13 protein-coding genes are annotated in these 20,818 nt (G+C 41.1%); 9 read left to right on the top strand and 4 right to left on the bottom strand.

The genetic code is table 11. From position 1 onward, the window contains the following. Positions 1-638: 638 nt before the first annotated feature. A complete protein-coding gene (locus L5M51_RS22175; protein WP_263174731.1) occupies positions 639-2,783 on the top strand; it encodes a M3 family metallopeptidase in 2,145 nt (714 codons plus the stop codon). Between the two features lie 146 nt (positions 2,784-2,929). Here L5M51_RS22175 and L5M51_RS22180 read toward each other — a convergent pair whose 3' ends face one another. From L5M51_RS22180 to L5M51_RS22190, 3 genes are all read right to left on the bottom strand, one after another. Then, the gene (locus L5M51_RS22180; protein ID WP_212601862.1) at positions 2,930-3,265 is read right to left on the bottom strand and encodes a hypothetical protein; all 336 of its coding nucleotides are present in this window, start codon (positions 3,263-3,265) and stop codon (positions 2,930-2,932) included. Positions 3,266-3,319: 54 nt separating this feature from the next. Next, on the bottom strand, positions 3,320-4,288 hold the full coding sequence (locus L5M51_RS22185; protein ID WP_263174732.1) for a fimbrial protein: 969 nt from the start codon (positions 4,286-4,288) through the stop codon (positions 3,320-3,322). A gap of 63 nt (positions 4,289-4,351) precedes the next feature. Beyond that, positions 4,352-5,401 carry an EAL domain-containing protein gene (locus tag L5M51_RS22190; RefSeq protein WP_263174735.1) on the bottom strand — a complete coding sequence of 350 codons (1,050 nt, stop codon included), beginning with the start codon at positions 5,399-5,401 and terminating at the stop codon, positions 4,352-4,354. 480 nt (positions 5,402-5,881) lie between these two features. Between L5M51_RS22190 and L5M51_RS22195 the strand changes: the two genes are divergently transcribed. The 5 genes from L5M51_RS22195 (at position 5,882) to L5M51_RS22215 (ending at position 14,532) form a co-directional block, all read left to right on the top strand. Then, a complete protein-coding gene (locus L5M51_RS22195; RefSeq protein ID WP_212601894.1) occupies positions 5,882-6,427 on the top strand; it encodes a fimbrial protein in 546 nt (181 codons plus the stop codon). Positions 6,428-6,488: 61 nt separating this feature from the next. Then, positions 6,489-7,223 (top strand): molecular chaperone, encoded by a 735-nt coding sequence (locus L5M51_RS22200; protein ID WP_263174737.1) that lies wholly within the window; start codon positions 6,489-6,491, stop codon positions 7,221-7,223. 93 nt (positions 7,224-7,316) lie between these two features. After that, positions 7,317-9,923: a fimbria/pilus outer membrane usher protein gene (locus tag L5M51_RS22205; RefSeq protein WP_263174739.1), complete on the top strand. Its 2,607-nt coding sequence runs from the start codon at positions 7,317-7,319 to the stop codon at positions 9,921-9,923. Positions 9,924-10,419: 496 nt separating this feature from the next. Continuing rightward, entirely contained in the window at positions 10,420-11,091 is a 672-nt protein-coding gene (locus L5M51_RS22210; RefSeq protein WP_263174741.1) for a response regulator transcription factor, read from the top strand. A 24-nt stretch (positions 11,092-11,115) separates the two neighbouring features. Continuing rightward, complete coding sequence (locus tag L5M51_RS22215) at positions 11,116-14,532, top strand: hybrid sensor histidine kinase/response regulator (RefSeq protein ID WP_263174744.1); 3,417 nt, start codon at positions 11,116-11,118, stop codon at positions 14,530-14,532. A 98-nt stretch (positions 14,533-14,630) separates the two neighbouring features. Here the strand turns inward: L5M51_RS22215 and L5M51_RS22220 are convergent, their stop codons facing one another. Next, entirely contained in the window at positions 14,631-16,823 is a 2,193-nt protein-coding gene (locus tag L5M51_RS22220) for a M3 family metallopeptidase (RefSeq protein WP_263174745.1), read from the bottom strand. A 498-nt stretch (positions 16,824-17,321) separates the two neighbouring features. On the opposite strand from L5M51_RS22220, the gene L5M51_RS22225 reads away from it, so the two are divergent. The 3 genes from L5M51_RS22225 to L5M51_RS22235 all read left to right on the top strand — a co-directional run. Then, complete coding sequence (locus L5M51_RS22225; protein ID WP_263174747.1) at positions 17,322-18,299, top strand: transposase; 978 nt, start codon at positions 17,322-17,324, stop codon at positions 18,297-18,299. 819 nt (positions 18,300-19,118) lie between these two features. Beyond that, entirely contained in the window at positions 19,119-20,588 is a 1,470-nt protein-coding gene (locus L5M51_RS22230; RefSeq protein ID WP_263174749.1) for a hypothetical protein, read from the top strand. Positions 20,589-20,645: 57 nt separating this feature from the next. Beyond that, positions 20,646-20,818 (top strand): transposase (locus tag L5M51_RS22235; protein ID WP_263171552.1); only part of this gene is annotated, 173 nt, incomplete at its 3' end.

Genomic DNA, 20,818 nt, shown 5'->3' on the forward strand with positions numbered 1-20,818 from the left:
AATTCAGCGTAATTTAACTGTTAGGTTAATTTGCCGCTAAGTTAACGAGCGGGAATTATAAAGACATTTGATGATCTGAATGTGACATTAATCGGATAAAAGCTGTTTCAAATTGTGACTCAAGGTTTGCTTGCCTAAATAGTGAGCCGTTTAGCCTGTTTATTTGTTACGGCAATGTTTAAACAATTACAGTAAGCAGTTTATTAAGAAGAATTAATATTTGTTATTGGAATGGCATTTTATTTGCTCAGCCTCTTGTCTATGTCGGGGATATTTGACGTAAAACTTCAGTAGAATTGTTTTAAATAATTCTTTTACATCAAATTTTATCCAATGTTGATCACTTATGCGCGCATGTCTCTTGGCTTGATTGAGGTGAGTTAGGTTTAGCGTAGCGTTGGCATAGGCTTATTTAGACGGGTAATACACATAAAGTGATACAAATAAGCTGCGCTCTGGGCGGGTAAAACTTGGCTGAAATGCGCGTAACTTGTTAAGGTAGTTCATCGAAATTGACGTACGAAGCTACACAAGTTCGTTAAAACAGACTGTTGTAAACCGAAAGCCAAAATCCATTTGCGCGCACCTTTCACCTTAAAAATACAATCGAAAGGGCAGCAACATCCAAGGGAGTTAATATGCGTAAGTCCGTTATTACCACAGCCGTAGCTGCGGCATTGTTACTTGGCGCTTGTTCAGACAAGCCTGATGTAAGCACCAATGAAGCCAAAAATGCCGTTGCGACTCAAACTGCTGCTAAAGCGCAAGCAACTAATGTGCTGCTGAGCAAGAGTCCACTGCAAGATCAAGCGCCGCAATTTAATCTTATTCAGTCCGCAGATTATGCTCCTGCCTTCGAGCAGGGCATTAAAGCTCACGATGCAGAAATCGCTGCGATTGTGAATAACAAACAAGCGGCTAGTTTTGACAATACCATTCTTGCCATGGAAACCTCGGGTGAATTGTTAACGCGCGTATCGCGTACCTTCTTTAATCTCGCAGGTCTGATTTCTGATGATGATTTTCAGAAAACCGAAGCGGATCTTGCACCTAAGCTATCTGCCCACCGAGATAATATTTATCTCGATCCGACTTTATTTGCCCGTGTTGAAGCCGTATACCAGCAAAAGAGCAGCCTAAATGCGGAAGATCAGCGTTTAGTTGAATACTACTATGAGCAGTTTGTCCGCGCTGGCGCGAAATTGTCGGCTGATGATAAAGCTAAGATGCGCGACTTTAACGCTGAGCTTGCAACCTTAGCGACGGACTTTTCACAAAACAGCTTAAAATCATTTAAAGATGATGTGATTGTTGTGGCTGATAAAGCCCTGTTAGCCGGTTTATCCGACAGCGAAATTGCTACTTTAGCCGCGGCGGCCAAAGCTGCTGGAAAAGAAGGCTATTTGATTACTTTAGTCAACACGACACGTCAACCTGTGCTTTCTAGCCTGAGCAACCGTGAACTGCGCCAAAAAGTGTGGGAAACCTCGGCGCACAGAGCCGTCGCAATCAATGGTCCATTGATTGTCAAAATGGCGCAAATACGGGCTAAAAAAGCCAATTTACTGGGGTTCGATACTTGGGCATCCTATGCGGTTGCCGATCAAATGGCGAAAACACCAGCCGCTGTGTATGAAATCCTCGATGATTTAGCGCCAAAAGCTTTAGCTCGCGCCAAAGTGGAAGCGGCTGATATTCAAGCTGAAATCAAAAAGGCGGGCGGTAATTTTGAGCTGCAACCTTGGGATTGGGCTTACTACGCCGACAAAGTGCGTAAAGAGAAATACTCCCTCGATGAAAGCAGTATCAAGCCTTATTTCGAGTTTAATACTGTGTTGAAAGACGGGCTATTTTTCGCTATGCATAAATTGTATGGCATCAGCTTAAAACCGCGTACTGATTTACCCGTGTGGCATTCCGATGTTTTAGCCTTTGAAGTCTTTGATAAAGATAACAGTTCTATTGGCTTATTCTATCTAGACCCGTATGCCCGTGAAGGCAAAGGCGGCGGCGCGTGGATGGATGAGTTCGTCACCCAAAGCGGTCTGCTCGGCACTAAGCCCGTTGTCTATAACGCGCTTAATATTCCTAAGCCAGCCGATGGCCCAACGCTAATGACCTTCGATGAAGTGACCACTCTGTTCCATGAATTTGGCCATGCGATACACGGTTTATTCTCGCAGGTGAAATACCCAAGCGTGGCTGGCACATCAACCGCACGTGACTTTGTTGAGTTCCCATCACAGGTCAACGAAGATTGGAATATCGACCCTGCTGTGATTGCTAACTATGCCAAACACTACAAAACGGGTGAGCCAATTCCTAAGGCGCTGCTCGATAAAATCTTAGCGGCAAATAAGTTTGGCCAAGGTTTTGATACCGTTGAGTACCTGTCAGCGGCCTTGTTAGATATGGAATGGCACTCTATCAGCGCCGATACTCAAATTAGCGATGTAGAGAAGTTTGAGCACCAAGTGCTAGCTAAACACGGCCTCGATTTTGCGCCAATTCCACCCCGTTATAAGTCGAGCTACTTTAGCCATGCCTTCTCCGGTGGTTATTCTGCAGGTTATTACGCGTATTTGTGGACCGAAGTGTTTGCCGCCGATGCCTTTGCCTATATGGGCGAGCAAGGTGGCTTAAAAGCCGATAATGGTGACAAATTCCGTAAGGAAGTCTTATCTAAAGGTAACAGTGAAGATCTCATGCAAGATTATATTCACTTTACTGGTAAAAAACCGACAACAGAGGCACTGTTAAAGCGCCGCGGTTTAGTCGATTAATTGTAAAAAGATAAAGGCTTATTAGGGAAACCTAACAAGCCTTTTTGAGGGGAGAATATGCAGCTATTATATTTAAACGTGTAATGAGCATTTACAAAAATGTTGTTAATTTTTAAATCACATAATTTGTTAGTCAATATTTTTAATTAAAAGTTTGACATCACTGTTCTTAATGCTTCTATATCGGGTAATCCAATCAATGTTTGGTCCCAAGTAGTGAACATTTGAGTTCGATAGACCAAAATATTGGGTGTTGCCGATTGAGTACGTAGCTGATTAAAATGTTCCGTATGAATAAGGCTTTCTTCAATGATCACTAGCCCAACTTGAAAGTTTTCAACTTGTGCTAAACGGGATGCCTCTGCAAATGAAGCCGTCGTGATTATTCTAAAGTAGCCTAATGAGTTAAGTTGTTTTTCAATACATAGGCGATTCTCATGTTTTTTATCGGCAATAATAATCCGCAAAATTTTTTTAGACATATGGAATACTCTTAATACTAGATTTGAACTTGAGGAATTTCTTTGCCTCTTAGTTTATTGATATGTCATAGTGAATGTTAACGACGTATTTGCACTGCCACCTTTGGCGATATAACCGGTTTGATAGTAAGCAGCTTTAAGGGGAATAGAGTAATTTCCACCTGTTGCAGCATAACCAGAAAAGACATTATCAACACCCAAAGGTAAAGGGTTACTGGAAGCATCGAGTATCTGTACACCAACGCCACTGGCAGTGGAGCTGGATTGTAGCGTAACAACTGATTTTGTTGGATTGATAATAGTTGTCGTTGGATCGAGCCGATATTTTATAGAGTTTATACCACTCGGACAGTTATTAAGATTAATTGCAAAAGCTGTTGGCGCCATTCGAGTATTAATCCCTTTAAATCCGGATGCTGGTTGAACACCCATAGGCACGTTTATATTTGAAACGGTGCATGTTTGCTGTGTTATGACCATTTTAGTTGCATTTCTGAAGTAAGTTACTCTTAAATGTCCAACACTATAATATCCTATATCCCCAACCGGAATTTCAATAATAGTCTGGGTAGGGCCAATCTTATATATCTCAAGATAATATGGTATTGAAGTCGGGTATTTCACCCAGTTATTATAGGTGCTAACTGTGTTATAATAGTCTTTTAAAATATCTCTGTCACTCCAAATATACTTAAAGCCTAAACCTGTTGTGCCAATAGGGAATATGTTTGAACCGTTGGATGGGGCACCAATAGCATTTTTTATACCTATATTATCATTAGCAGTGCACTGATATTGAGGTTCGGAATTAGGGTAGGTAGCGTTAGAACGATAAACCCTTGTTCCAATTGGCGTGTCTCGGGGAATATTGATATTTCCATTAAGTGTAAAGTTCACAAGGGCTGCAACTCCTGAACTCACAGAGCAAGTCGCAGCCGCATCGTCAATCGTCAGAACTGAGATAAAAGCACCAAAAAAAAGAGTTTTTACATATTTATAGATTGGTTTTTTATTTAAATTCATTTCTAATCCTTTATTTATATATAGGTAGGCAATAGCTGTTGGTTAATTCGTTTCTTAAAGTGCTCAGTTTCTTACATATTGGATAAAATTATCAGCAGATATCGGTTTTGCAAAATAATATCCTTGGGCAATATCTGCTCCTAAATTCGTTATGCGCTCAAGGTCAGCTTCAGTTTCTACCCCTTCCGCGATGACACTTAACCCTAAGTCATGGGCTAAGAGAATTGTATTGGCTAATATTTTATGGCTGACAAGGCTTTCTCTTGCTTGATGTACGAAACTCCTATCTATTTTTAAAAGATTAAAAGGAGTCATGGCTAGACGCTGTAGCGAAGAGAAACCAGTGCCAAAGTCATCAATAGCACATTTAAATCCATGTAATCTTAATTTGCTAATTGCAGCCGCGAGATCTACTTCGAATCTGGCATAATCCTCTGTGATTTCTATACCGATATGGGAGGAGTTGCTCCCAGATTGCGCTACCCTATGTATCGTATTTTCTGCCCAGCGAGCGGAACTTGCGATATCTGCACTGATATTAACGCTGAGGCATAAATCTAAACCTTGCAAATGTTTCAGCATGTTGATGGTGTAATCTAACATTTGCTTCCATAACGCATTGCGCATTATGGTCGAATGCATTCGGGGCAATAGGTATTCAGGGCCAAGTACACCCAGTTTTGGATGATTCCAACGGGCCAATGCCTCTGCTCCATAAAGTTTTCCACTTGTGACGTGGTGCTGAGGCTGGTAATAGGCAACAGTATCAATTAAAACTTCTGTAGAATTTACTGCTAATAAACTATCCCACTGTGCTTTATTCATTAAAGTGTTAATATTTACGGGCTGTCCACATAAGCACTCTGCTTTTTTATACGAAATTGATGTGTCATCGTTAACAATGTCGTTATTAACATTTTTGCAATCATATTTTTTATTTATAGCGACTGTCGACGGTTGGTTTTTACCCGTTAGTAATAAGGGCATTTTGGCGCTGGGTTTAGCAGATTGATTAAACAATGTTAACTCCGTTATTTCAGACATTCCCATGCCATAAATCAATATGTGCCAAGGTTGGTCATATAGCGCTATTTGTGCCTGTGTCGTATTCATTGTTGCACATTTATAGGTTCAGGGAATTTAAATATAAACTATCAATTGTCTACATGAAATTTATGCGGATAAAAATCATTCTAATAGACGTTTTCTACCCAAACACTCAAAAACAATACCAGAGACTATTTATTAAATAGTTGTTACTAACTATGCTAGTTTGCTGGCACTGTATTGGCAACGCTTCGATTCTTATATAGTGATTAGGAATTATCCTATAAATGGTGGTGGGCTAAATGAATTGGTTGGTTTTACTATTATTTACATAATAAATAATTAAATTATTTTCTGCCAATAGGATTAATCTTATTGAGAAGTAAGACTTCTAGTCTAGGAATAATAGGTGTTTATGCAATATATTCATTGTTGATTTCTATTCATAATGGCTTTCGTCGAATGTATGTCGTAATCAATGCACATCAAAATGACAATAATGCAGGCGAATTAGCCTGAGTTACAGCAATTAAATGGAACATTACTATGAAAAATAAAATTTACTCTTTCGCATTAACTGGGATTGTTGCTGCTTCGAGTTTACTTACCAGCAATGCTTTTGCTGCAGATGGCAACATTAATATCACTGGTGAAATTACTGGCACGACTTGCACAGTAAAAGGTAGTGGAGCTAATGGGGATGTGGCTGTGACTTTGGATACAGCAAGTACTCACGCACTTGCAGCACAAGGCGAAACTGCTGGATTCAAGCCTTTTAATATTACTCTGAGTAGCTGTTCTGCTGCGTCGACAGTAAAAGCAGGCTTTGAAGTCGGTCCAAATACAGACTTAGTGAGTGGTCGTCTGAATTTAATTGGCGCGGGCACTGCCGGTGTTGCAGAAAACGTTCAACTACAATTGCGCAACAGTGACAGTTCACCTATCAAGATTGGCGATAACAGTACGGTAACTGGCACACCTCTTGACGCTGGTGGCGCAGTGTTGTCCTACCAAGTGGGTTACTACGCAACAAATGCTGCCACACCAGGTACTGCAAATAGCGCTGTGACTTACAGTATCGTATACCAGTAAGTTAGGCTTGTACGAAGGGGGAGGTCATCCTCCCCTTTAACCCCCATCTAGAGAACGTGATATGAAACCGTTTTTAGTGCATTACTTGGCAATGAGTGTATTGATCATGGGAGGTGTTATTGCCTCTTCTGCTAATGCCTCGATCGTACTTAGTAATACCCGTGTGGTTTATGAAGAGAGCGAAGGGGAGGCAAATGTTAAGTTAACTAATACAGGCCAGCAACCCTTAGTGGTGCAATCTTGGATTGATGATGGTGACTTAGAAAAATCTTCGAGTTTAATTAAGTCTCCCTTTATTCTTATGCCGCCAATTTCACGGATTGACTCTAATAAGGGGCAAACCTTAAGGTTAATATACACAGGGGACACTTTGCCGAAGGAACATGAATCTGTGTTTTATCTCAATGTGCAGGAAATTCCACCTAAAGCGGATACATCTTCCGATAAAAATATTATACAAGTTGCTTTGAGAACTCGAATTAAAGTATTTTTTCGGCCTGATGATATTAAAGGCACTCAAGTTGAAGCGCCTAAGAAATTAGTTTGGAATTTGATTAAAGGAGATGCCAGTTGGGTCTTAGAATGCACAAACCCAAGCTCTTATCATGTCTCTATGAGTGAGATTGCATTATCGACTGGTAGTCATGTTCATATTGTGGGCGATGGCATGGTTGCTCCAGGTGGTAAGTTAAATATCCCTGTTAATGCCATATCCAATGAAACAAAAGAAGTTAAATTTAAATCTATCGATGATTATGGTGCAATACGAGAGCATTCATATTCACTTGTCAAATAACTAATTAGATTAGTTTTAACAATATACAAGGAAGTAGTGCTGTCACTATTGTAAATAAGTGATGCATACCCTTTTATTTCGAATCGGATTCACATGATGACTAAATCACCCTCACGTAATAGTCGCAACAATGCGAGCGAACGATGCTGTTTTATTCCTTATTCAGTTATAGTTACTTTATATTTAGTTGTTGCTCAGGGAGTACATGCTGAAGAAGAGTTCGATGCCTCTTTTCTTCAAGGTGGAACAGATTCTGCTGATCTTAGCCGATTTTCTAAAGGTAATAGCATATTACCTGGGCGTTACTTGAGCGATATTTATCTTAATGAAGTTGCAGTGGGGCGCGAGGAAGTTTTGTTCAAGGTTAATCCTGGAATGCAAAATGCTGAGCCATGTTTGAGTATTGAATTGCTTGACCGTTTTGGCATTGACACACTCCAACTACAAGATGTTGATATCAAAGATAAGCATGCTTGTGTTGACCTTCAAACGAATATTCCCTCAGCATCTGTACTTTTTGATCCTAGTGAACTTCGTTTAGATCTGAGCATACCCCAGTTGAGCTTAAGGCGAAATGTGCGGGGATATGTTGATCCATCAGAATGGGATCGCGGTGTAACGGCTGGCATGCTTAATTATGGCTACACCAGCTATTACAGTTCCGCACAACAATTTGGTGCTCAACACTTTTTAAGCCTAGACGGTGGAGTGAATTTAGGGGACTGGCGTTTAAGATCGAAATCGTCATTAGATTGGAATGATGATAACCGTAACTGGGAAAACCGAGCACTTTATGCTCAGCGTGATATTGAGCCTTTTAGCTCACAGTTAACATTAGGTGATTCTTTTACCAGTGGAAATATATTTGATACCTTCTCATTACGTGGGATTCAGTTAGCAAGCGATGAACGTATGTTGCCAGATTCACAAACAGGCTATGCGCCGGTAGTGCGTGGCGTTGCCAATAGCAATGCTAAAGTGACTATTCGTCAAGCCGGATACACTATATATGAATCCACTGTGGCACCAGGTCCATTTGAAATTGACGATCTATATCCTTCAGGTTATGGCGGCGATCTTGAAGTTATAGTGACAGAGGCTAACGGCCAGAGCCGAACTTTTTCAGTTCCATATTCAGCAGTTGTGCGCATGTTACGCCCTGGTGCTCATAGATATAGTGCGGCAATTGGACAATATCGTAGTGGCTTTTATAGTAATAATGATAAACCTATTGTAGGTCAACTGACCTATGAGCACGGCTTGAGTAATTTGTTTACTGCCTACACTGGTGTATTAGCTGCCGACGGTTACTTTTCACCCTTAGTGGGGGTAGCCATGAATACAGGTATTGGTGCGTTCGGTTTAGATATTGCCCATGCCTCTACAGAAGTGCCTACACATGAGAAAATAGCAGACAATAAAACGTCTAGCGGTCAAAGTGTGCGCTTGTCTTTTAGTAAATCTTTGCCAAAAATGGGGAGTTCAGTTTCGGTTGCCGCATATCGTTATTCCACCAACGGTTATTACAATCTACAAGATGCAATGGCAGTTGCGAATGATGAACACCAAGTAGAAAATAAGCCGTTTGATTTTGATGACACTATAAATGGATTATTTTATAGCTCGTTTTATCAAGGTTATTGGATGATGCCAAAACGTCAGCGTAGTAGCATCCAAGTTACGCTGAATCAATCATTGGGCAGTATAGGATCTCTGTATTTCACTGGTGGAACACAGGATTATTGGGATAACTCTCATTCTACGACTCAGTTTCAAGTTGGTTTCTCCAGTAGCACTCGGTATTTTAACTATTCTATTGCAGCAATGCGCACATCGGATGAATATGGTTCTGATTCTGATCAAATTTACGCTACGCTATCTATTCCATTAGGCGCGAGTGTCAGTGCAACATCGAACGTTAATTTTTCCAATGAGAATAATAGTATTCGTACTGCAATCAATGGTACCTCTGGAAAAAATAATCAATATAACTGGGGATCAAGCATTTCCAAAGAAGAGCGTAATCATAATCCTTCTGTAGACTTTTACGGAAACATACATGGATCTCACGGTATTCTTAATGGATCTGTGGGTTACAGTTCTGGTTATCATCAAGTCTCTTTGGGTGCAAGAGGTGCTGTGGTTGCTCATGCTGGTGGTGTTACCTTTGGACAACAAGTGAGCGATACTTTCGGGATAATTGAAGCACCTGATGCTGTTGGTGCCTCCCTTTCCTCATACCCAAGTGTAGCAATAGATGATGATGGTTATGCCATTATGCCGTACTTAGATCCCTATCGTCGTAATCAAATAGATATAGATCCACACAATATGTCGACCGAAATTGAGCTGAAATCAACCAGTGAACAAGTCACTCCAAGTGCAGGCGCGGTGGTGATTGCTAAATTTGAAACTGCTAATAAAGGAAGAGTTGTCCTCATCGATTTGGAGTTTAGTCAAGGCATAAGTGTTCCCTTTGGTAGTGAAGTTATTGCCGATAATGGCAATATTGTGGGCATCGTTGGACAAGGTGGTCGCGTACTAGCACGCGGTTTAGATAACAGCGGCACCTTGATGGTTAAGTGGGGCGAATCATCAGCCCAACAATGCAAAATTAACTATGCTCTTGAATTACAGAATAAAGATGGTAGGCCTACTAAGTTTGAGCGCTTAAACACTCCTTGTTCACAGGTCAAGTAAATCAGTTTGAGTAGGAAAAATAGTGATATATTTGGGGTTTGAGTCAGAGTAACCTTTTATAGGTTACTCTGATAAAACCCTAGCTATAGAAGGTAGTTATTAATATTAAAAATCATATGCAATTAATTGCGTGGGTAATTATAAAGAATGAATAAAAATTTTTTACAACTAGTTATAGTGTCATGACTAGTGATATTTTAAAATATGAATTTAAGCGCATAATTTATGTGGGTATTATAATCTATAAAATGTAAAATTTTGATTTAAGTCACATGAGTTGCTATTGCTATCAAGAGAAATTATGAAATATAATACCTTATGAAATTAAGTGTTTCATAATTAAGCTCCTTCTGTTAATTCCTTTTTCATTCCACATCTCTAAGTTTATAGTAAAATATTATAGCCTCTGTTTTTTGAACAATAATTTAACATGTTTGATGTGTAACGGTTAGATGTTTTACTATTTCTTATCAATTAACGTATTTGGAGTTTATACATGCCCTTTAGTCACGGATACTTGTCTAAAGTTAATATTATAGTGGCTGACGATCACCCTGTTGTTGTGATGGGGATTGGTAAAATAATAAATGATTTTAAAAATTTTAATCTAGTTAGGACCGTGACTTCCATTCGAGCACTTTTTGAATCAATTGCTAATGATCCTTGCGATATTTTAATTTGTGATTATTCCTTTGAAAATGATGATGAGCCAGATGGTTTACTATTACTTAGACGTATTCATAGATTATATCCAAGTATAAAAATTATTTTGCTAACTGCACATGATGATTTAGTTATTATGCAGCAAGCGATGCAGATTGGCGTTTGTGGTTTTTTAAGTAAATCGAGTGATGATATTTCTATTTTACCGACGGTGATTACTCGTGTTCTACAGGGCGAAAAATATATTGACCCCCTAACATCAAAAGCGTTAGTGAAACACATGATGTCAAATCATCTCTCAAGCCCAACGTTATTGATTTCGCAATTGACTGCGAGGGAACTTGAAGTTGTTCGAATGTTTGTGCGTGGTATGTCTGTTACTGATATTGCACAACATACGGATCGTAGTATTAAAACGATAAGTACTCAGAAGAAAAAAGCGATGCAAAAATTAGGCGCAAGTAATGATATAGAATTGGTGAATATATTTAACAAACTATTTTGAATACCTTCTCAGTGGTCCGCCTAAATGAAATCTTCTCAATTAAATCTACGAAATTTATTATGCAAGTATTTGAAATGCACTCCGCTCTCTGATCCTGACTTGCCCGGACGTTATTCCCGTTGGTTATTATTTAGTGGTGGATTAGCTATCAGTTTTATTGTGCTTACTATATCAGTTGTAGAAATCACAATATTATCTGAACGTTTTTTAGACGAACGTGTACATTTGTTTCAAATTCAGCGAGGTATCATCAAGGAAAATCTTGATAGAACCCAGGCTCGTTTGAAACAAAGGGTTGAATTTTATGAGATGTTGTGGCGCTTACGTGATGGGGAAAATTTACCCGTGTTGCGTTATCGTCAAGAGTTACTAAAAAAAAATGGTGTCATAGTCACCGATACTGATGTAACCGCTACCCCTGCGATGATCTTATCTTCATATAGTCATAGCGTAACTGATCATGAACTGGCTGATTTTTTAGGCTTAATGCGTGAGGTCTCGCCAACCCCCTTGTTACGTCAGCGAGAAAATGGGCATTACCTTGGCGGTTATATATATTCATCTGATCATCGATTACTCGCATTATCGCCACCATTGTCATTAACTAAATTGAATAATGTAAAGGAAGTTGGCATTAATAAATTTATCAATGATGCAGTAACTAGGGTCGATGCTGTGATAGCAACTACCAATGTGAATAAATTATATGATGAGAGAATGTTCTGGGTACCCTTTTATAAATCGCCTATTACTGATGAATTAACTACAAATTATGCCGCCCCAGTTTATTGTGATGGTAAGCTTATCGCTGTTATTGTCGTAAACGTTCCTATCAGTAAATTCTCTATGCTCTTTCAGAGTTCGACTCATGAGACTGGTTTTTTTGTTGTCTCCAGTGATCGTAAGCATATATTCGGTGTAGACAATTACAGCTCAAGTGAGAGTCGATGGGCGAAATATATCTTGGAATATCCTGCATTATTACAAAATACGGCTTTGCGCCGAGATATAACTTATCGTGATGGCATGTTTTTCGTTTCACAATTTATCCAAGGACCAAACTGGATTACAGTCTATGTATTTGACTGGTTTACAATTTTTAATGCACTAAAAAGTAAGTTAATCACATTAAGTATACTGACATTTTTAGTGCTGGGGATCCTATGGGGCTTTATTCTTTTGCTCGACCGTTTAATACTTGCGCCACTACGATTACAGTCGCGTCTTGTATATGAAAGTGATGCATTCAATCATGCCGTGCTGAATACTGCACCAGTAGGTTTGAGCATTTATGATCCTTTTAGCAATAAAGTGGTTATGCAAAACGAAGCTGCCGAATGCTTACTTTTACCCTCAGAATGTGTGAATTTCTATAGCGGAATATTAGTTAAAGCACAGTTGAATCGCCATAAAAATCAATCCGAAGTGCAGTCAAACGTCCATGAGGTACAGATAACAGAAGCATCAGTGCTAAGTGCATGTGGCGAGCAACGGGAAATATCTGTGGCTTATTCTCATATTCGTTACCAACAACGCGAAGTCATCTTGTTTAGCTTGACCGATATTAGTGCTCAGAAGACCACGGTCCGTTTGTTAGAACAAGCGCGTGAGATGGCTGACCAAGCTAATCAGGCCAAGTCGATGTTCATCGCTATGATGAGCCATGAAATTCGTACACCTTTGCACGGTGCATTGGGTAATTTGGAGTTGTTAGCATTAGAGCCCTTAACGCTAGAACAAAAGGCGCGAGTTTCGACAATTAACCGTGCATTTGATGCGTTATTGGCTTTGATCAACGATATCTTGGACTTGTCGAAGATAGAAGCTCAGGAATTACAATTACATCCAGAGCCATTTCAACTTATTGAGCTGGTTGAACGCTGTGCACAGACTTTTGCACCTGTGATTCTGGACAAGAATTTGCGCTTTTTCTGCCTAATTGATCCTGAACTTACAGGCACTTGGAGTGGAGATGGGCACAGATTATCTCAGGTACTGATGAACCTAGTGAGTAATGCTCGAAAATTTACTGAGGAGGGGTCTATTACTATCAGGGCTATTCCTAGTGAAGTTAGGGATGATATCCGCTGGGTGCGCATTTCTGTTAGCGATACCGGAATTGGTATCTCGCACGCACATATCAACAAAGTATTTGAACCTTTCGTACAAGCAGACAGATCTATTAACAGTCGTTTTGGTGGCACAGGGTTAGGGTTGACTTTATGTCGACGGATCATGACGTTAATGGGGGGCAATATTACAGTTGATAGTGAGGAGGGGGAGGGGTCTATATTTACGATCAATGTGCCTTTACGTCATAACCTTTCATACGAAAATCGTTCCCAAGTTGCAGATAAATATCGTTTTAGTACAGTCGTAATTGTATGCGATTCACCACTTTGGCTTTTCAATCTGATAGAGCAATTTAAATGCTGGGTCCCTGATGTCGAAATAATTGAAGCAAGCTTGTTAAAGCCTTTGCCCGCACCAAGGACAAACTCTGTAGTTGTCTTTGCAACTTCAGGGACGGCACTATCAGAGCCATGGCGAGATATCTTATATACGTATCTTGATACTGTGATCCTATCCAGCGACGGCCCTCTATACCCTGAACGTCGAAACCAAGATTTATGTGTAACCTCATTCTCGACATCAATGTTCAAACTTATTTTGGCTGCATGTGGTAAGCATGATGAAGTTCTTGAACCCTTAACTGTTCGCCAACAAAGATCAGAAATTCATCATTATGCCAAGGTATTAATTGCTGAAGATGATCCGCTTAACCGAACCCTACTTGAGCATCAACTTGCTGCACTTGGTTATCATTACGTTGATAGCGTAGGGGATGGGCAACAGGCTTTAGAATACTGCTCGACCAAGCCTTATGACATTATAGTGACTGATCTTGGCATGCCGCAGATGGATGGATTTGAATTTCTTAAAGCAATACGAGCTAAAGGAATTAATACACCCGTGATTGTCAGTACGGCAGATATTAATGGTATTACTCAAATTAAAGCTGCAGGTATTGCTGAGGTGTTACATAAGCCCATTACCATCGAGAGATTGAATAGAGCTCTTGAACACGTTCTTGGAAAGGTGATGTCGGATAGTCAAGAAATAAGTATGAAATCATTATCGACAGTGACACTTATTGATATGCAAGCGCTGTTTGTTGCTGGCTGGAACAGTGACGAACAAGGCTTGCTTGATGCATTGGATGCGAATGACGGTAAGCGCTTTCTTGGGTATTTGCATCGGCTAAAAGGTGCATTACTGGCATTGGACGAAAAATCTTTAGTTGCAAGTATTGATATTCTGAGACGGCATATTGAGTCCCAAGGCTTAGCGCAAAACGTAGTACATATAGATGTATTTATGGAAAAGCTAAGATCACTAGTTATTTTGTACAGTAAAAATAAGGCGTTACCTGAGTTCTGATCGAGTGACAAATGAGTTACTACGGGTAATAGCATAAAACAACGGGAGCTTAGGCTCCCGTTGTTGATCTTACCTTTAGCAAACCGTTATTTTTGATGCTATTCAGCCAGTAATCCGCGGCTACGCAGTAGCGGCTCTATACCGGCTTCTTTACCTCGGAATTTTTTATACATCAGCATAGGATCATCGCTGCCGCCTTTCGAAAGGATATTGTTACGGAAGGAGTCCGCAGTGGCCTTGTCGAAAATGCCGTTTTCTTTAAAGGCTTCGAAAGCATCCGCACCTAAAATATCCGACCAGAGGTAGCTGTAGTAGCCTGCTGAATAACCGCCTGCGAAAATATGCGAGAAGTAAGTGCTGCGATAGCGTGGGCTGATTTCTTCAATCAGTCCCATTGCCGCTAACGAGTCCGCCTCAAACTTGGCCGCATCCTTTGGCGTTGGATCGGTTAGTGTGTGCCAATCTAAATCGAGTTTAGTGGCCGCCATGTATTCAACGGTAGAAAAACCTTGGTTGAACTTGCTGGCCGCTTGGATTTTCTTCACTAGTTCTTGCGGGATCACTTCGCCGGTTTTGTAGTGCTTGGCAAATTGGGCTAACACTTCTGGTTGAGTCATCCAGTTTTCATTCACTTGCGATGGGAACTCAACGTAATCGCGAGGTACGGCGGTGCCGCCCTGTGAGCGATATTCGACGTTCGATAACATGCCGTGTAGTGCGTGGCCAAATTCGTGGAATAGTGTGCTGGCTTCATCGAAGGTCAGCAGCGCTGGCTCATTACCCGCTGGGCGAGGGTAGTTTAATACGTTGACAATAATAGGTTTAGAATCAACGCCATTCATATTGTATTGCTTGCGGAAGGAGTTCATCCAAGCGCCGCCACGTTTACTGTCACGGGTGAAATAGTCACCCATAAAGATGGCCATCAGTTTGCCGTCTTTATCGTAAACTTCCCAAGTACGGACTTCTGCATTGTATTTGGGCAAGTCGGTACGTTCTTTAAAGGTCAAACCGTACAAACGGTTAGCCGTGTAGAACACGCCTTTTAATGTACTGTCGAGGGAGAAATACGGGCGGGTTTGTTGCTCGTTAAAGCTGTACTTAGCGACACGGATCTTGTCGGCGTAGTAATCCCAGTCCCACGCTTGCAGCTTAAAATTGCCACCTTGAGCGTTAATCATGGCTTGCATATCAGCCACTTCGTTTTTGGCTTGGGCCAATGCCGCTGGCCATACTTTATTGAGTAAACCGTAGACGTTTTCTGGTGTTTTAGCTGTGCGTTCTTCTAACACGAAATCCGCATGGGTTTTATAGCCCATCAGTTGAGCACGTTCGGCACGCAGGGCGGCAATCTTCGCGAGGATAATCTTGTTATCGTTGGCGTTATTGTTGTTACCGCGCTCGATATAGCCTTTGTAGAGTTTTTCACGTAACTGGCGATTATCGGCATAGGTCAAAAAAGGCGTAATAGAAGGGCGAGACGTGGTAAATACCCACTTGCCTTCATGGCCACGTTTTTTGGCGGTTTCAAAGGCAGTGGCAATCACATCTGCGGGTAAACCCGCGAGATCGGCTTTACTATCAACCACTAATTCGAAGGCATTGGTTTCGGCTAATAGATTGTCACCGAAGGTTAAATTGAGTTTGCCAATTTCTTCGTTCAGCGCGCGCAGTTTGGTTTTATCTGGCTCGCTTAAGTTCGCGCCGCCACGGGTGAAAGATTTATAGGTATCTTCCAGCAATTTGGCTTGGGCTGTGCTGAGCTTCAGGTTGTCTTTTGCGTCGTGGACAGCTTTAACTTTTTGAAACAGTTTGTCATTAAGCAAAATATCGTCTTCGGCGGACGATAACATAGGCGACACTTCTTTCGAGAGTGCTTGCAATGCTTCATTCGTATCCGCGCCCGTCAGGTTAAAGAAGACGTTAGAAACGCGGGTCACTAGATCGCCAGAAAACTCCATGGCTTCAATCGTATTGGCGAAGGTGGGTTTTGCTTTATTATCAACAATTGCTTGAATTTGTTCGTGTTGTTGGGCTATTCCCGCTTTAAATGCGGGGAGGAAATGCTCAGGCTTGATTTTATCGAAGGCCGGAATTTCCATAAAAGTATCATAGGGTTTAAAGAATGGATTAGTCGCATTTTGGCTGATAATTTGTGCTGACACTGCATTTGGCGCCGCACTTGCTTGAACACTGGCATCGGGTTGTTGTGTGCTACAGGCGCCCAAAGTTAAGGCTAAAGCGATGGCACTTAGCGTGCGGGCTTGCGCTTTAAGGGTTAGTCCCTTCATTATTTGTTCCCCGTTAGGTCGATATTGTTATGGATGTTTGCATGATGATGGCCTTGGATTTCAGGAAAAATTTGAAGTCTACGAGCGGCTAAAACCATTAAATTAAGCTTAATGTGACTGTTTAACATGTATCGGACTAGGGGTTCCATCGATTTTGTGTTTAGTTTGTAACAAATGTTTTGTTTCAGGCTTTTAAGCAAAAAATGATGGCAAACTGGGCGAGGATATTACCGCGTCTCAGGCACGTTTTCTTGGCTTAGTCGACCCTAAACCCATTGCAATTGGCGGTTCAACGAACAGTAAATTACTCCCCATTGCTTTAAGTTTTGCCCAAGCGATGCTGGGCGTGGAATACACAGGCCATACTGAAAAAGAGTTCATCACCCATAAGCAATTAAAGAGCCTGAACGGATAGCCTGAACGGAGACACCCAACCTCAATGGTGCAGTAGTTAACCTCCGACTATGCTTTGATTAAGCATTCAACAAGGAGGTTTTTATGCCGCGCCCTCGTAGAACTCAGATTAGTCTTGAAGACACTCCCTTTTATCATTGCTGTAGCCGTGTTGTTCGGCGGGCATTTTTATGTGGGGATGATGCTTATTCAGGTAAAAACTATGACCATCGCCGAGCTTGGGTTGAGTCGTTACTGTTTGAACTTGAGGCGGTTTTCGCTATTGATGTGGCGGCCTTTGCGGTGATGTCGAATCATCTGCATGTGGTGTTACGCATTGATATTGAGACGGCGAATCGCTGGAGTGACATAGAAGTGCTTGAACAATGGCATAAACTGTTTAAAGGCGATGAATTAACGCGTAAGTTTGCTGAAGGTGAACTGGTTGACGCTTATGAGGTTAATAGATTAAGGCATTCTATCGCGACATATCGAAGCCGTTTATGTGACATCAGTTGGTTCATGCGCAGCTTAAACGAACCGATTGCAAGGCAAGCAAATCAAGAAGATAACTGTACAGGTCGTTTCTGGGAAGGGCGTTTTAAATCGCAAGCCTTGCTCGATGAAACTGCCGTTTTAACCTGCATGGCCTACGTGGATTTGAATCCCATCAGAGCCAAGATGGCTGATACGCCAGAAAAATCAGACCATACTAGTATTCAGCTACGTATTCAGGCGGCGATAAAGGGGGAGCAACCGAACAGACTATTGCCTTTCATTGGCAATGAGCACGGTAACCAGCCCAATGGTATTGCGTTTGCGCTCAAGGATTATCTTCAGTTGCTTGAGGATACAGGGCGGATTATTCGAGCGGATAAACGCGGCTCAATCAGTGAAATGAATGCTAAGTTGCTAACAAGTTTAGATATTACCCAAGATAACTGGCTTAAACTAACCACTGAGTTTGGTAAATTATTTCATGGCCCAGTGGGTACTTTGCAAGAACTCACCACTTACTGCGAACACTTAGAGAAGCGACGTCGGCACTTTGCTAAATGCTGCCACTACCTCAAAACGGGTTGATCTCAAGCCTATTTCATCGACTTTATCTTTCAAAATGGCCAACCAGACAATGGCTTGGATCATTCTTGCAAAAAATTACCTTTTTTCAATCAAATAGCCCGATTTAGCTAAACATCATCCATTTATCCCATACCTTATCAGCCTTTTTCGCTACTCATGTGGCTTTCCGTTGCTTGAACCTAAACGCAGAGTACATTATGTAGTTTTATTATGGGTGGCCTGATTTTAGCCTGATTTTATGTTCGTTTGAATTCTTTAATCACAATCAAAGTCGTGGGGCTTCACCCCCTGATTTTTTAATAAAGAGTCGACCAAGGAGGACTGCTCGTCCTATCCTCCTTGGATGCTCCATGACGTCCCCAACGGAGTTGAAAGCCCTTTGTGCTTATTGCCAAATTTGCTATGGCTTCCGAAGGATGCGTCCCTGCACCTGCGAAAGCTAGTCGGTCATCCATGACCGAACTCACGCACTCTTTATTAAATCAAGAGCTCTATTCGCCCTGCGGCAACTCCGAGGGGAGGTGTATTCCTTGGAGTTTTGAGTCGTTAGATAGCGATTCATCAGCCAAAAATAAGCGCTAAAAATGAGAAAGCTAAAACGATATCAAGTGATTACCCATCAAACTGTATAAAAAAACCGCTACCGCAAAAAAGCAAATTCCTATAGCATCATTCATACCCATTTACACGGATGTGGCAGCGGCCATATTTGAGATTGAGTAAACAAGCGATTTATGCCCTGCAAACAGCGCAGTGCATAAATACTAAGACGTTAGGCATCTGACTTGCCCTTAGAAAAGTATCTATAAAGGAAACGATGTGATAGAAATCCCAACGAGAACAAGGAATCTGCTAGAGAAAAACTCTAAGTATCAAGGCTTTATTTTTACATGTATAAGCAATCTTAAACCATGGTTAAGTGATAATAAGACTATATTTTTTCCTGAGTATACTGATCATGGTTTTACTCATTTAAGAGAAGTTTTGTTAACTTCGGATAGTTTAATATCTGATGAGAGCTGGAGCCATATGACGGCTCCTGACGCAGCCGCAATGATTGTGTCAATTTTACTGCATGATTGTGCCATGCATCTTACAGAGGACGGATTTTATTCTCTTATAAGAGACGAAATGCCAATTGTAAACTCACGTTATACAGGTGTTGAAAAAAAATGGAGTGAAGTGTGGCATAATTTTTTCTCTGAGGCCAAACGGTTTGATGCTACAAAGCTAACGGCAATATTTGGTGATGAAACGCCTGTAAGGGTGATTCCTCAAAATAAGATAGATTTATCAGGCAGAGATAAACTTTTGATTGGCGAGTTTATCCGGCGGAATCATGCGAGGATTGCACACGAAATTGCTTTCTATGGAGTTCCTGGAGTTGATGGAGACTCCATTTGTCTAGGCGAAGAACCGGAAGATAATTTTCTCGATCTTTGTGGCTTCATAGCTAGAAGTCACAATATGAGTTTGCGCGCTGCTGTGGATAAACTAGAGAAACGTAAAAGACAGATTCATCTCAACACTCATGTTCCGTTGATAATGCTAGTTCTACGAATTGCGGACTACATTCAAATACATGCAGAGCGAGCCCCAAAACAGTTGCTAAGTTTAAAAACACTTGTAAGTCCGATTTCAAGAGGGGAATGGAAAAAACATCATTCAATTGTTGAAATTAACCAGGCGCATGAGGATCCTGAGGCTATTTATATCGATGCAGAGCCGAAGGATGCACTTACTTATGAAGAGTTAAGAAAGCTTTTTTCAGACATTCAATCTGAACTCGATTTGTCATGGTCAGTGCTTGGCGAGGTCTATGGTAGATATGGCCCCCTGAATGAATTGGGAATAACAGTTCGCAGAATTCGGTCTTCGCTAGATTCTCTAGAGGAGTTTATCTCAGAAAAAAAACCAAATTATATACCTAAAGTTCTTGGGTTTAAGACTGCTGATTCTGAGATGATGGAATTGCTGATTTCTCCACTGTACGGAGATAAGCCAGAAGTAGGCATAAGAGAATTGATGCAGAACTCTGTTGATGCATGTGCAGAGCTTAAAGACTACAGAGTTAAGCAAGGAATCCAATTTGAAGATAACAGTGACTTCGATGTCAGTGTAATTCTATATGACCATGATGACAAAGGCGGTCAGCTAGTTATAGAGGATTATGGTATAGGAATGACTCTAGATGTTGTAGAGAATTACTTTTTAAATATAGGGGCATCATTTAGAAATAGTGATCGATGGAAAAAAGAGCATGAAACAGATCCCCCTGTGTCAGGATAGTTGTCACCCCTAAATAATCATTATTTTTAAAGACAGGGCGCGGCAAATGAGAACGATATGGCTCGGTATTCACCAGAACGTAAAGAGGCGATCCTTAAAAAATTATTACCGCCTCACAATTTAACGGTCGCAGAGGTCGCTCGGGAAGAAGGCATCGCGGTGCAAACCTTGTATCATTGGCGAGATAAAGCCAGAAAAGAAGGTCGTCCCGTGCCAGGTAAAACTCTTAC

It is taken from the genome of Shewanella sp. SM73, from assembly GCF_025653795.1.
GTDB lineage: Bacteria > Pseudomonadota > Gammaproteobacteria > Enterobacterales > Shewanellaceae > Shewanella > Shewanella oncorhynchi.

Coding starts and splice junctions, on each gene's coding strand:
- L5M51_RS22175 (WP_263174731.1), top strand. CDS start 639: ATGCGTAAGTCCGTTATTACCACAGCCGTAGCTGCGGCATTGTTACTT.
- L5M51_RS22180 (WP_212601862.1), bottom strand. CDS start 3,265: ATGTCTAAAAAAATTTTGCGGATTATTATTGCCGATAAAAAACATGAG.
- L5M51_RS22185 (WP_263174732.1), bottom strand. CDS start 4,288: ATGAATTTAAATAAAAAACCAATCTATAAATATGTAAAAACTCTTTTT.
- L5M51_RS22190 (WP_263174735.1), bottom strand. CDS start 5,401: ATGAATACGACACAGGCACAAATAGCGCTATATGACCAACCTTGGCAC.
- L5M51_RS22195 (WP_212601894.1), top strand. CDS start 5,882: ATGAAAAATAAAATTTACTCTTTCGCATTAACTGGGATTGTTGCTGCT.
- L5M51_RS22200 (WP_263174737.1), top strand. CDS start 6,489: ATGAAACCGTTTTTAGTGCATTACTTGGCAATGAGTGTATTGATCATG.
- L5M51_RS22205 (WP_263174739.1), top strand. CDS start 7,317: ATGATGACTAAATCACCCTCACGTAATAGTCGCAACAATGCGAGCGAA.
- L5M51_RS22210 (WP_263174741.1), top strand. CDS start 10,420: ATGCCCTTTAGTCACGGATACTTGTCTAAAGTTAATATTATAGTGGCT.
- L5M51_RS22215 (WP_263174744.1), top strand. CDS start 11,116: ATGAAATCTTCTCAATTAAATCTACGAAATTTATTATGCAAGTATTTG.
- L5M51_RS22220 (WP_263174745.1), bottom strand. CDS start 16,823: ATGAAGGGACTAACCCTTAAAGCGCAAGCCCGCACGCTAAGTGCCATC.
- L5M51_RS22225 (WP_263174747.1), top strand. CDS start 17,322: ATGCCGCGCCCTCGTAGAACTCAGATTAGTCTTGAAGACACTCCCTTT.